At 68.1% G+C, this 12,594-nt stretch carries 11 protein-coding genes and 1 pseudogene; 5 read left to right on the forward strand and 7 right to left on the reverse strand.

The genetic code is table 11. The annotated features are described in order from the left end of the window. Positions 1–43: 43 nt before the first annotated feature. Positions 44–895 (reverse strand): Sir2 family NAD-dependent protein deacetylase, encoded by an 852-nt coding sequence (locus RGU41_RS06445; protein WP_134446600.1) that lies wholly within the window; start codon positions 893–895, stop codon positions 44–46. A gap of 140 nt (positions 896–1,035) precedes the next feature. On the opposite strand from RGU41_RS06445, the gene RGU41_RS06450 reads away from it, so the two are divergent. Both RGU41_RS06450 and RGU41_RS06455 read left to right on the forward strand, forming a co-directional pair. Continuing rightward, the gene (locus RGU41_RS06450; protein WP_134561122.1) at positions 1,036–1,836 is read left to right on the forward strand and encodes a TrmH family RNA methyltransferase; all 801 of its coding nucleotides are present in this window, start codon (positions 1,036–1,038) and stop codon (positions 1,834–1,836) included. 63 nt (positions 1,837–1,899) lie between these two features. Then, the gene (locus tag RGU41_RS06455; protein WP_322135810.1) at positions 1,900–3,135 is read left to right on the forward strand and encodes a D-alanyl-D-alanine carboxypeptidase; all 1,236 of its coding nucleotides are present in this window, start codon (positions 1,900–1,902) and stop codon (positions 3,133–3,135) included. Between the two features lie 27 nt (positions 3,136–3,162). Here RGU41_RS06455 and RGU41_RS06460 read toward each other — a convergent pair whose 3' ends face one another. Beyond that, entirely contained in the window at positions 3,163–3,951 is a 789-nt protein-coding gene (locus RGU41_RS06460; protein WP_134446597.1) for an SGNH/GDSL hydrolase family protein, read from the reverse strand. Positions 3,952–4,009: 58 nt separating this feature from the next. On the opposite strand from RGU41_RS06460, the gene RGU41_RS06465 reads away from it, so the two are divergent. Then, positions 4,010–5,827, forward strand: a complete 1,818-nt coding sequence (locus RGU41_RS06465) for a DEAD/DEAH box helicase (protein ID WP_322135811.1) — start codon at positions 4,010–4,012, stop codon at positions 5,825–5,827. A gap of 110 nt (positions 5,828–5,937) precedes the next feature. After that, positions 5,938–6,417: an Lrp/AsnC family transcriptional regulator gene (locus tag RGU41_RS06470; protein ID WP_134446595.1), complete on the forward strand. Its 480-nt coding sequence runs from the start codon at positions 5,938–5,940 to the stop codon at positions 6,415–6,417. A gap of 15 nt (positions 6,418–6,432) precedes the next feature. Here RGU41_RS06470 and RGU41_RS06475 read toward each other — a convergent pair whose 3' ends face one another. Further along, on the reverse strand, positions 6,433–6,711 hold the full coding sequence (locus RGU41_RS06475) for a hypothetical protein (RefSeq protein ID WP_322135812.1): 279 nt from the start codon (positions 6,709–6,711) through the stop codon (positions 6,433–6,435). Positions 6,712–6,728: 17 nt separating this feature from the next. Further along, positions 6,729–6,941 carry a SixA phosphatase family protein gene (locus RGU41_RS06480; protein WP_322135813.1) on the reverse strand — a complete coding sequence of 71 codons (213 nt, stop codon included), beginning with the start codon at positions 6,939–6,941 and terminating at the stop codon, positions 6,729–6,731. A gap of 119 nt (positions 6,942–7,060) precedes the next feature. Here RGU41_RS06480 and RGU41_RS06485 point away from each other — a divergent pair, with 119 nt between their 5' ends. Continuing rightward, positions 7,061–7,648 carry a TMEM175 family protein gene (locus tag RGU41_RS06485; protein WP_134446593.1) on the forward strand — a complete coding sequence of 196 codons (588 nt, stop codon included), beginning with the start codon at positions 7,061–7,063 and terminating at the stop codon, positions 7,646–7,648. A 133-nt stretch (positions 7,649–7,781) separates the two neighbouring features. On the opposite strand, the gene RGU41_RS06490 is transcribed toward RGU41_RS06485, so the two are convergent. From RGU41_RS06490 to RGU41_RS06500, 3 genes and pseudogenes are all read right to left on the reverse strand, one after another. Further along, on the reverse strand, positions 7,782–7,985 hold the full coding sequence (locus RGU41_RS06490; RefSeq protein ID WP_035840308.1) for a cold-shock protein: 204 nt from the start codon (positions 7,983–7,985) through the stop codon (positions 7,782–7,784). Between the two features lie 256 nt (positions 7,986–8,241). After that, on the reverse strand, positions 8,242–9,078 hold the full coding sequence (locus RGU41_RS06495) for a DUF3097 domain-containing protein (RefSeq protein WP_322135814.1): 837 nt from the start codon (positions 9,076–9,078) through the stop codon (positions 8,242–8,244). A gap of 44 nt (positions 9,079–9,122) precedes the next feature. Further along, positions 9,123–12,533, reverse strand: a pseudogene (locus RGU41_RS06500) (error-prone DNA polymerase). Positions 12,534–12,594: the final 61 nt, after the last annotated feature.

Genomic DNA, 12,594 nt, shown 5'->3' on the forward strand with positions numbered 1-12,594 from the left:
CTGTCCTGTCTGGCGCTGTCCCGTCTGGCGACCAGGACCTCCTCTACCCCGTGAGGCGTTCGGCGAGCCCGGCCAGCACCTCGGAGGTGCCGGCTTCCAGCTTAACCAGTGCGCGCGCGTCTCCCTTGGTCACGCCCCGATTGATGACGATAATCGGCAGTTTGCGCCGGCGGGCCTGTTCGAGCAGTCGGATGCCCGAATTCACCGCGAGAGACGATCCGGCGACGATGAGCGCCTGGGCCCCGGCGACGAGGGCGGTGGCCTCGACGAACTTGACCGTCGGCACGAGCTCGCCGAAGAAGACCACGTTGGGTTTGAGCATCCCGCCGCAGACCGTGCACGCGGGGATGACGAAGCCCGTGAGGTCGGTGACGTCGGCGTCACCGTCCGGTGCGAGACGGGCGGAGTCCGGCCGCCGCAGGGACGGGTTGTCGGCTTCGAGGCGGGCCGCGATGCTCTCCCTGTCGAAGGCCTGGCCGCAGCCGAGGCAGACGACGAGATCCATCGAGCCATGCAGGTCGACGACGTGGCGGGAACCGGCCCTGGTGTGCAGCCCGTCGACGTTCTGGGTGATCACGCCGGAGATGACACCATGGGCCTCGAGGGCGACGAGCGAACGGTGCCCGAGGTTCGGCTCAGCTGCGCGGAACCGACGCCAGCCGAGGTGGCTGCCCGCCCAGTACCTGACCCGGGCCCTGGGGTCGTCGATGAAGGTCTGATAGTTCATCGGGGTGCGGACCGGCGCGCCCTTCCCCCGATAGTCGGGGATGCCCGAATCCGTGCTGAGCCCGGCGCCGGTCAGCACCGCAGCACGCTTTCCGCGCAGGAGTTCGGCGACCGTGTCAAGGGTGTCGGCCGAAACCTCGCCCGCGACGGGAATCGTCTCGGTGGTCATAACGCTCCGTCCTGTCCACTCCGAGTCTAAGCTGGCCAGTTTTCGTCCTTGTTACAGAACACGGGTACGTGACCTCGAGTACGTGACCGGGTGAGACAACTGGCAGTCTGGACGTGTTCTCCTTCGAAAGGCAAATCACCGTGCAGATCATCCCCATCGACTCCCTCGACCTTCCCGGTCTTGCCGACTACTCCCAGCTCACGGATGTCGCACTCCGGCGGAAGTCCGAACCGGCGGGCGGCCTGTACATCGCCGAGTCGACCAAGGTCATCGCGCGCGCCCTCGAGGCCGGACATCGCCCCCGCTCGGTGCTCCTGCAGGAGCAGTGGCTGCCCGACGCCCTCGAACTGCTCGCCGACTGGCCGGACGTGCCGATCTACGTCGGCGCGGCATCCGTGCTCGAAGAACTGACCGGGTACAACCTGCACAGGGGGGCACTCGCCGCGATGCACCGACCCGTGCTCGCGCCGGTGTCCGATCTGGTCAGGGGCGCCCGCCGGATCGTGATCCTCGAGGACATCGTCGACCACACCAACGTCGGCGCTATCTTCCGCTCGGTCGCCGGACTCGGCGCCGACGCCGTTCTGATCACCCCGCGCTGCGCCGACCCGCTCTACCGGCGCAGCGTGCGCGTGAGCATGGGCACGGTGCTTCAGGTGCCCTGGACCCGGCTCCCCGAGTGGGACGAAGCCGTTCCTCTGCTGCACGAAGCCGGCTTCCACCTCGCAGCACTCGCCCTCGCGGACAACGCGGTGAGCCTCGACGACTTCGCGATCGACCCGCCGGAGCGGCTCGCGATCGTGCTCGGCGCCGAGGGCGACGGGCTCAGCAGGCAGGCGCTCTCTGTCGCGGACACGGTCGTCACGATCCCGATGCTGCACGGCGTCGACTCGCTCAACGTCGCATCCGCGAGCGCGGTCGCACTGTACGCGCTGCGCTGACCGGGACTGCGCCGCGCCGCGGTGTCCAGCGTTTCCCTATCCGTGGATCGGTAAAGTGAGCGGATGCCTTCCGCGAGTCGTTCCACCATCCTGCGTCGCCGATTCGCGGTCCTCGGGGGCCTGCTCGTCGTGATCCTCCTCGGGGGCTACTTCGCGACAACGAGTGCCGCAGCACTTCCAGCGTCGGCGGCGACGCTCACGCAGCCTGCCGCGCTCACCCAGCCGGCGACGGCAATGAAATGGCCGGGAATCGGGGAGGGCGCGATCGGCGCCGTGGGCTACGACGGGGTGCTCGGCTCCAACGGCAGCCAGGCCGCCGTGCCGATCGCGAGCATCACCAAGATGGTCACCTCCCTCGTGCTGCTCGAGGCGAAGCCGCTCGCGGCCACCGAGGCCGGTCCCGACGTGAAGTTCACCGACGCCGATGTGCAGATCTACTACGACGTGCTCGCCCAGGACGGCTCGGTCGCCCCCGTCGTGTCCGGGATGGTGCTGAGCCAGCGCCAGGCCCTCGAGGGCATGCTGCTGCCCTCCGCGAACAACTACAGCATCACCCTCGCGAACTGGGCGTTCGGTTCTGTCGACGCGTATCTGAAGGTCGCCAGGGCCTGGCTCACCGACCATGGCCTGACCGGGACCACGATCGCGGACACGAGCGGGATTTCGCCGCTGAGCGCCAGCACGCCGGCCGACCTCGTCGAGATCGGCAAACTCGTGCTGAAGAACCCGGCGCTCGCCTCGATCGTCTCGGAGAAGACGGCCACGCTGCCGACGATCGGGACGGTGACCAACACCAACGAGATGCTCGGCGAGCACGGTGTCGACGGCATCAAGACCGGGACGACGGACGAAGCCGGCGCGTGCCTGCTCTTCTCCGCGGACTTCACCGTCGGAGACACGACCGTGACCCTCGTCGGGGTCCTGCTCGGCGGGACCACCCACGACACCCTCGACGCCGACATCGGGCGGCTCATCGAGAGCGTCAAACCCGGCTTCCGTGAGGTCACCCTGACCGAAGCCGGTGCGTCCTATGGAGCGTACGCGAGCGTCTGGGGGCAGAACGGTTCGGTCGTGGCCGCCGAGAAGGCATCCGCCCTCGTCTGGTCTGACACGGCCGTCACGGGCGTCGCAACGGCCCGTTCGGTCGGGGTCGGCTCGGACGGAGACGCCGTCGGGTCTCTCGACTTCGTGGTCGGCACCCAGAAGTTCAGTGTGCCCCTGGTGCTGGACGGCACACTCAGCGATCCCGGACCCGGCTGGCGCTTCACGCACCCTGGCGAACTGCTCGCGTCCCGCTGACGCCTCTGCGCTGTGTGAAGAGCTGGGCTACTTGACGGCCTGGCGGAACGGCCCGGCCTCCGGGCGTTTGGGCAGCACGTGGTCCCCGGACGACTGGTGCCTGATGCGGCGCAGCACCCACGGCACGAGATACTCCCGCGCCCAGACCATGTCCTCGCTGCGCGCCTGGCGCCAGGTCTGCGCGGGCAACGGCTCGGGCTCGGAGGGTTCGAGACTGTTGGGCACGTTGAGCACGTCAAGCACCATCCGGGCGACGGTGTGATGTCCGAGGGCGTTCAGGTGCAGCCGGTCGGGCGCCCACATCCGTGCGTCCTGGATCTCGGTGAGGGCCCACAGGTCGGCGACGACGCAGTCGTAGCGCGCAGCGACGGCACGGATGTTCTCGTTGTAGATCGCGATCTTGCCGCGGATCCCGCGGAAGACCGGGGCGAACCCGACATCGGCGCCCGTGAACAGCACGATCGTGGCTCCGTCGCGGCTGAGCAGGCGCACGGCCTCATCGCACCGGGCGGCGATCTCGTCGGGGTCTGACCCCGGTCGGATCACGTCGTTGCCGCCTGCCGAGAAGGTGATCAGGTCCGGATGCACGTCGAGGGCCTGCTCCAGCTGCTCGTCCATGACCTGCCGGATCAGTTTGCCGCGCACGGCGAGATTCGCATACGCGAAGTCCGTCGAGCCCTGGCTGAGTACCTCGGCGACGCGGTCTGACCAGCCGCGGAATCCTCCCGGGCACGCGGGCTCGGGATCCCCGACACCCTCCGTGAAGGAATCGCCGACGGCTACGTACCGCGACCAGGGATGCAATGGCGTTGTCATCAGTCCATTCTCCTCGTTTGCACGAAACTGTCTGCGCACCTTGCTAGGTTCTATTGAAGTGACTACCTCAGCAGCGTTCGAACCGAACCAGGGAACGAGTGCAGCCGAACACCTGTCCCCGTCGTTCCCCGGCCGGGCCGCCTGGGGTACCGCGACCAAGCTGCGCGCCTGGCAGGAAGAGGCCTTGGCCGCCTATTTCGTGCACCAGCCCCGTGACTTCCTCGCCGCCGCGACACCGGGAGCAGGCAAGACCACGTTCGCACTGCGGCTCGCCTCCGAGCTTCGTGCGCGGCACCTGATCGACCGCATCACCGTCGTAGCCCCGACCGAACACCTCAAGCGCCAGTGGGCGGATGCCGCCGCTCGCGCGGGCATCCGCCTCGACCCCTCGTTCAAGAACGCGGACGGGCGTTACGGCAACCACTTCCACGGTGTCGCCGTCACGTACGCTCAGGTCGCCAGCCGGGCCGCCCTGCACCGCGAGCTCACCCAGTCCAGCCGCACCCTCGTCATCCTCGACGAGGTGCACCACGAGGGCGACGCCCTCAGCTGGGGCGATGCGATCCGGGAGGCCTTCGAACCGGCGACCCGCCGCCTCTCCCTGACCGGGACCCCGTTCCGGTCAGACACCTCGCCCATCCCCTTCGTCAGCTACCTGCCGGACGAGCACGGCATCCGTCTCTCGCAGAGTGACTACAACTACGGCTACGGTCGCGCCCTTGCCGACGGCGTCGTGCGCCCGGTCATGTTCATGGTCTACGCCGGGCACATGAAGTGGCGCACGCGTGCCGGCGACGAGATGGAAGCCAAACTCGGCGAGGGCAACACCAAGGACATCACGAGCCAGGCCTGGCGTACGGCGCTCGAGCCGACCGGGCAGTGGATCCCCGCCGTGCTGCGCGCCGCTGACTCGCGCCTCACCCAGGTCCGGCACGGCATCCCGGACGCCGGCGGCCTCGTCATCGCAACGGACCAGTCAGCCGCACGCGCGTATGCCACCATCCTCGAGGAGATCTCCGGGGAACCGGTGACCGTCGTGCTTTCTGACGAGAAGGAGTCGAGCGACCGGATCGACGAGTTCTCGAAGAACACCCGGCGTTGGATGGTCGCCGTCCGGATGGTGTCAGAGGGTGTCGACGTTCCCCGGCTCGCCGTCGGCGTCTACGCGACGAGCGCATCGACACCCCTGTTCTTCGCGCAGGCCATCGGCCGCTTCGTGCGCGCCAGACGGCGCGGCGAGACGGCCTCGATCTTCCTGCCCAACGTGCCGAGCCTGCTGAGCCTCGCCAACGCCCTCGAACTCGAACGCGACCACGCGCTCGACCGGAGCAACAGGGACGACGGCGACGACGGGATGTACAACCCCGAAGACGCGATGGTCGCCGCGGCGAACCGGGACGAGAAGGGGTCGGACGGACTCGGCGAGGACGAGTTCACCTGGCAGGCGATCGACTCCCAGGCGACCTTCGACATGGTCATGTTCGACGGCGACGAGTTCGGCCAACTCGCCGAACCGGGAACGGACGAGGAATTCGACTTCATCGGCATCCCCGGACTCCTCGAGCCGGAACAGGTTTCTGAGCTGCTCCGGCAACGGCAGTCCCGCCAGGCCAAACGGTCGACCGACCGGCGAAAGAACCCGGTCACGGGCGAGATCGCCCCCGAGGAACCGCCGCCGCTTTACCGCACCCTCAAGGAACAGCGGACCTTGCTCGCGAGTCTCGTGGGCATGTGGTCGAAACTCGCGAATGAGCCGCACGGGATCGTACACGCCGAACTACGGCGGGTCTGCGGGGGACCCGCAGTTGCCCAGGCGAGCGTGACCCAGCTGCAGAACCGGATCGACTTGCTGCGTCGCCGCCTCGGCCGCAGCTGAAGCCACCGCCTCGCGCGATCGATCCTCGATCGTTACCCGGTCCAGGCGCAGACCCTTGCGTCAAGGAATGATTCGTCGCATAAGCTCTTAGGGACGAAAGAGTGTGACTGATGGAACCGAAGAAAGCCGAAATCGACAGGGTCGACCGGGCATTGCTGAAGGCCCTCTCGGTCAACGCGCGAGCCTCCGGCGCCGCACTGGCTGCCGAGATCGGTGTCGCCGAGTCAACCGTGTCGCTCCGGTTGCGCCGGCTGCAGCAGCTGGGCCACATCCGCGGGTACCGGGCGAACATCGACCTCGCAGCCCTCGGAGCCTCCCTGCAGGCGCTCATTTCCGTGCGGCTCGTCAAACACGCCCGGGTGCAGATCGACGACTTCCGTAATGCCGCTCCGCACTGGCCCGGCGTCATCGGTCTCTTCCACACCGCGGGGGCCGACGACTACCTCCTGCACGTCGCGGCGGCGAACGCGTCCGCGCTGCGTGACTTCGTGCTCGAACATCTCGCCGAGCATCCTGCTGTCGCGCACACCGAGACCAACCTCATCTTCGAGTACGTCGACGGTGACGGCTGGCAGGACCTCGTCAACTAGTCGACGACCGTCCCCTCACTGAGCGCGGTGACGGTGCGGAAAGTCTTCCGGCGGGCGCCCGGTCGCCAGGATCTCGGCCGGTCGCCTGCCGGCGTCAGACCACGGTCCGGCCAAGCCCAGCACGGCGAGGGTGCTGGTCGGCATCGGTATCCACGTTCCGGTGAGGAGTTCGGCGAGGCCGGTGATCCCGGGATTGTGCACGACGAGAACGACCGTGTGGTCCTCGTCGGGAAGCTCCCTGACGACGTCGAGCAGTTCGTCGGCGGATGCCGCATAGCCGCGGCTGTCGACCACGGTCGGCGGCGATTCCGTCAGTTCACCCTCGGCGATTTCCCAGGTGCTGCGAGCGCGGTGCGCGGGGAGACGACCGCGAGATCGATGTGCCCGATATTGCGGGCGAGCCACGCTCCGGCGAGCGGCGCCTGGCGCAGTCCCCGTTCGGCGAGCGGGCGCTCGAGGTCGGAGACCTCGCCGGACCAGTCGGACTTGGCGTGCCGCAGCAGGATCAGGGTGCGCTCACTCATACCCTGAGTCTGCCACCGACGGCCGGACAGGTTGTGCGAAATCCGGCTCCTGACAGGGCGAACGGAATCTGGGATGATGCCCTCAGCGCACCTGAACGGACGACAGGGACCGGAGGCACATGACCAAGAACAGGCTCGAAGCGTTCAGCGATGGCGTGCTCGCCATCATCATCACGATCATGGTGCTCGAGATCCGGGTCCCGGAGGAACCGACCTGGCAGGGGCTCGTGACCATCCTGCCCACGCTGTTCAGTTACCTGCTGAGTTTCCTCTACATCGGGATCTACTGGAACAACCACCACCACTTGCTGCGCCTCGCCTCCGGCGTGAACGGCGGCATCCTCTGGGCGAACCTGCACCTCTTGTTCTGGCTCTCCCTGTTCCCCTTCGCTACGAGGTGGAGCGACGAGTCCGGCTTCGCCGAGGTCCCGGTCATGGTCTACGGGTTCACGCTGCTCCTGGCCGCCGTGGCGTTCTACATCCTGCAGCGGACCCTGATCCGTTACCAGGGCGCCGACGGAGCCCTCGCCACGGCCCTCGGACGGGACTGGAAGGGCAAGGGCTCGCCCTTCATCTACCTGGCTGGGATTCTGCTCGCCCTGGTGCAGCCGCTCGTGTCCATGGGCGTTTTCGCGATCGCCGCACTCATCTGGCTGGTGCCGGACCGGCGGGTCGAGCGTTTCGTCGGAGACGGCCGCGCAGACTAGGGCGGCGGCGAGAAAAGCTTCGGCTTAACGAAGTAATGCCCCCGCCGAAGCTGGGGCATTACTGGAGCTCTCTGGGCGAATGACCTCGGTCAGACGCAGTTCAAGCAGTGTGCTGATTCAGCACTGAGCAGAATCAGAGGGCGCGGATGTTCTCGGCCTGGGGACCCTTGGGGCCCTGGGTTACCTCGAACTCGACCTTCTGGTTCTCGTCGAGGGACTTGTAGCCATTGGAAGCGATCGCGGAGTAGTGCGCGAACACGTCGGCGCTTCCGTCGTCGGGAGCAATGAATCCGAAGCCCTTTTCAGCGTTGAACCATTTCACGGTACCTGTTGCCATTTTTGAAACTCCTCCAGGAGTGTTAGACCGACCCCGACTGTCGGGGCCGTTCGTCGCGGTATTCGTCGTCCGCTTCCGAAAGGAATACGCCGCATGGACCGAAGTCCGTGCGTTTTAAGACGTGCAAGCACTACAACTACTGGGACAAGACTAGACCACTTCGCTCGGTAAGAACCGGATTTGGGGCGAATTCGAGTCATAACCGTTACGTTTTATGAATATTTCGCCCGAACAGGGGCGGTATTCAGCCCACCTGTCAATCGACGGTCGCGAAGTCGATGAGCTGTTCGACCCTGCCGAGGAATGCGGCCTCGAGGTCGGCATACGACCGGACCCGGCCCAGGATGCGTTGCCAGGCCCTGGCGATGTCGGCCTGGTCCTCGTGCGGCCAGCCCAGGTGCTCGCAGATCCCGTGTTTCCACTCGACCGTGCGGGGGATCGTCGGCCAGTCCTTCATCCCGAGTCGCTCGGGTTTGACGGCCTGCCAGACGTCGACGTAGGGGTGCCCGACCACGAGGACGCTCCGCCCGTGCGGACCGCGAGCGACGTTCTCGGCGATCCGGCTCTCCTTGGACCCTGGTACGAGGTGGTCGACGAGCACGCCGACCTTCCTGCCTGGTCCCGGGCCGAATTCGGTGAGGAGTTCCTCGAGGTTGTCGACTCCCTCGATGTATTCGACGACGACGCCCTCGATCCGGAGGTCGGCGCCCCAGACCTTCTCGACGAGTTCGGCGTCGTGCCGACCCTCGACGAAGATCCGGCTGCCGCGGGCGACCCGCGCGCGGGTCGCGGCCATGGCCAGGGAACCGGATGCCGTCCGGGCGCGTTGCTGGGCCGCCCTGGCGGGCACGACGAGCCTGACGGGCTCCCCGTCGATCAGGAACGCTGAGCCGAGGGGAAAGAGCCGGAGCGCGCCGTGCCGGTCCTCGAGGGTCACGATCTGCTTCTCGAGGCGCACGATGGCGCCGCAGAACCCCGTGGCGACTTCTTCGACGACGAGGTCGCGGACGGCGTCGTGGGTCGGGATGACCTTCCGTCCCACCTCGCGCCAGCCCGGCCTCAGGGCGTCCTGTCCGTATCGATCGTCATTCACCCGTTCGACGTTAGCCGAAGACCCACGGGAGAGGGACGGCTCTCTCAGCGGAAATCCCGGGAGGTCGTCGGCGCCGCGAGGGTGAGGGTTTCGAATTTGTCGGCGAGGAGATTCGTGACGCCCTCCGGGGAACGCTCCAGGATGCCGCGCACCACGAGCGCGGGCGATTCCCTCGCGATTCTTCGGTAGCGGTTCCAGACGCCGATTCCGGCGATGACGTTGAGAGTCCCGGTTTCATCCTCGATATTGAGGAAGGTCACCCCGCCGGCGGTCGACGGGCGCTGCCGGTGGGTGACGACGCCGCCGACCTGGATCCGGCGTCCGGACTCGGCGGCGGGAAGCCGGTCGATCGGAAGGCTGCACCGCGTGCGGCCAGGCCCGCGCGCGCGTGGCTGATCGGATGGTCGTCCGGGGAGATGCCGGTTGCCCAGAGATCATAGACGACCTGTTCGACGGGGCTGAGCAGGTCGAGCAGAGGCGGCTGCACGGTGACGGCGGTTCCGCTGAGGTGGTTCGGTCGTTCGGTCGCCGCCTCTCCGGCCGTCCACAGCGCGGTCCGCGGTTCGAGCCCGAGACCGGAGAAAGCACCGGCGGCGGCGAGCGCCTCGAGCTGTTCCGTGTTCAGGCCGACCCGCCCCGCGGCATCCGCCATCGACAGGTACGGCCCGTTGAGGCCGCGCTCTGCGACGATGCGGCCCGCCAGGTCGCCGCCGATGCCGGAGACCTCGGCCAGGCCGAGGCGCACCGCGAAGTCGCCGTCCCTGCGGTGGTCTGCCCAGTCCGGCGGAACAGCTCGGTCGAAGGGCGGCACCGGAGGCTGCTCTGGGCACAGGCACACCGAACGGCGAACTGTCGGGGGACCGTCGGTGGTTTCGAGGCCCGCGTCGGCGCCCGATCGGAGGATGTCCGGACGGAGCACGGTGACGCCGTGGCGGCGGGCGTCCGCGACGAGCGACTGCGGAGAGTAGAAGCCCATCGGCTGGGCGCGGAGGAGGGCGGCCAGGAAGGCGCCGGGGTAGTGCAGGCGCAACCAGGCGCTCGCGTACACGAGCAGGGCGAAGCTGATCGAGTGGCTCTCCGCGAAGCCGAAGTTGGCGAAGGCCTCGATCTTGGCGTAGATCGTGTCGGCCACGTCCCCGGTGATGCCGTTCGACGCCATCCCGGCGTAGAGCCGGTCGCGGAGGGTGGAGATCTTCTCGATGCCGCGCTTGGATCCCATCGCGCGACGGAGCAGGTCGGCGTCCTCGCCGGAGCACCCGCCGACGGCCATGGCCATCTGCATGAGTTGCTCCTGGAAGAGCGGGATGCCGAGTGTGCGTTCGAGCACGGGCTCGAGTTTCGGGTGCAGGTACGTCACCGGTTCCTGGCCGAGCTTGCGCCGGATGTAGGGATGCACGGCGCCGCCCTGGATGGGCCCCGGCCGGATCAGGGCGATCTCGACGACGAGGTCGTAGAAGCGGCGCGGCTGGAGGCGGGGCAGGGTGCCCATCTGGGCGCGGCTCTCGACCTGGAAGACTCCGACGGAGTCCGCCCGGCAGAGCTGGTCGTAGACGCCGGCTTCCTCGCGGGGGATGGTCGCGAGGGTCCAGGTCTCGCCGAGGTGTTCTGCGGTGAGGTCGAAGGTGTACTGGATGGCCGCGAGCATGCCGAGTCCGAGCAGGTCGAACTTCACCAGGCCCATCCAGGCGCAGTCGTCCTTGTCCCACTGCAGCACTGTCCGGTTGTCCATCCTGGCCGGCTCGATCGGGCAGACCTCGCCGACGGGGCGGTCGGTCAGGACCATGCCGCCGGAGTGGATGCCGAGGTGCCTGGGGGAGCCGAGCAGCTGCTCGGCGAGGTCGGTCACGAGCGGGGGATGTCGTGTTCCGGACTCGAGACGGATTCGCCCCAGCGCTCGACCTGCTTGGACCAGGCGTCCTGCTGGCCCGTGCTGAAGCCGAGCGCCTTGGACATGTCGCGCACGGCGACCTTCGGCCGGTAGGTGATGACGTTCGCGACCTGGGCCGCGTTGAGCCTGCCGTAACGGCCGTAGACGTACTGGATGACCTCCTCGCGCCGGTCGGAGTCGAAGTCGACGTCGATGTCCGGCTCCTCGTCGCGAAGGCTCGACAGGAAGCGTTCGAAGGGGAGCCGGTAGAAGATGGAGTCGACCGCGGTGATGCCGAGCACGAAGCAGACGGCCGAGTTCGCCGCAGAGCCGCGGCCCTGACAGAGGATGCCGCGGCTGCGCGCGAACCGGACGATGTCGTGCACGATCAGGAAGTAGCCGGGGAAGTCCTTGGCCTCGATGACCGCGAGTTCCTTCTCGATGCGTTCGAGCACCGACGGAGAAGCTCCCGGGTACTTCTCGGCGACGCCGTCCGTGACCAGGGACCGCAACCAGGTCATCGGTGTGTGCCCCGCAGGGACATCCTGGCGGGGAAGGCGGGGGCGCGCCCGGCGTAGCGAGAAGGCGAGTTCGGCGGCGAGCGGAACGGTGTTCGCGACCGCGTCGGGATAGCGCGCGAACCGGGCGGCCATTTCGGCGCCGCTGCGCAGGTGCGCTCCGTCGGAGCCGGGGAGCCAGCCGTCCATCTGGTCGAGGCTGCGCCGGGCGCGCACGGCGGCGAGCGCGGAGGCGAGCCGGGAACCTGCCGGCGTTGCGTAATGCACGGCGTTCGTGGCGAGCACCGGCAGGCCCGCCTCAGCGGCGAGGCCCGCGAGGGCGTCGTTGCCGGCGCTGTCCGCGGGGTAGCCGTGGTCGTACAGTTCCACGAAGACGTTGTCCCTGCCGAAGAGGCGCACGAGTCCGGCCAGTTCCCTCGCCGCAGCAGCAGGCCCCCTGTGACGAGAGCCCGGCGCACGGCGCCCTTGCGGCATCCGGTCAGCACGGCCCAGGTGCCGTCGGCCTGGGCTGCGAGATCCTCGATGTCGTAGACCGGACGGCCCTTCTCGCCTCCCGCGAGATGGGCGCTCGTGAGGGCGGCGGCGAGGCGATGGTAGCCGGCCTGGCCGCGGGCGAGAACGAGCAGGTGGGTGCCGGCCGGGTCGGGAACGCCGGCCTGCGGCTCGCCGAGGCCGAGGGACAGCTCTGCTCCGAAGATGGTGGCCAGGTTGGGAAAGCTCTCGGCCGTCTCGGCGAGGCGCACGGCGCCGTAGAGCCCGTCATGGTCGGCCAGGGCGAGAGCGGAGAGTCCGAGCCTCGAGGCCTCCTCGAGCAGGGCCTCCGGCGAACTGGCGCCGTCGAGGAAGCTGAAGTTGGAGTGCGCGTGCAGTTCGGCGTACGGCACGAGGGCAGCCCGCGTGGTTGAGCCGGCCGGAACGGCGGGCTCCGCCGGGCGGTATGGCCTGCGCTTGCCCGACCACGCCGGGCTGTCGCCGCCGTCGGCTCCCGCGGGCGGACCGCCGGGGCGGCGCCGGTCGGAGAGGGCGCGCTCGAGTTCGGACCACGGGATCGGGGGATTGCTCCAGCCCATCAGTCGGTTCCGTTCTGAGTCATACCGTTGTCAGCCATACCGTTCTCAGCCATACCGTTCC

This window comes from Cryobacterium sp. 10C3, assembly GCF_034314285.1.
GTDB lineage: Bacteria > Actinomycetota > Actinomycetes > Actinomycetales > Microbacteriaceae > Cryobacterium > Cryobacterium glucosi.

Coding starts and splice junctions, on each gene's coding strand:
- RGU41_RS06485 (WP_134446593.1), top strand. CDS start 7,061: ATGACCAAGAACAGGCTCGAAGCGTTCAGCGATGGCGTGCTCGCCATC.
- RGU41_RS06445 (WP_134446600.1), bottom strand. CDS start 895: ATGACCACCGAGACGATTCCCGTCGCGGGCGAGGTTTCGGCCGACACC.
- RGU41_RS06490 (WP_035840308.1), bottom strand. CDS start 7,985: ATGGCAACAGGTACCGTGAAATGGTTCAACGCTGAAAAGGGCTTCGGA.
- RGU41_RS06455 (WP_322135810.1), top strand. CDS start 1,900: ATGCCTTCCGCGAGTCGTTCCACCATCCTGCGTCGCCGATTCGCGGTC.
- RGU41_RS06480 (WP_322135813.1), bottom strand. CDS start 6,941: ATGAGTGAGCGCACCCTGATCCTGCTGCGGCACGCCAAGTCCGACTGG.
- RGU41_RS06460 (WP_134446597.1), bottom strand. CDS start 3,951: ATGACAACGCCATTGCATCCCTGGTCGCGGTACGTAGCCGTCGGCGAT.
- RGU41_RS06470 (WP_134446595.1), top strand. CDS start 5,938: ATGGAACCGAAGAAAGCCGAAATCGACAGGGTCGACCGGGCATTGCTG.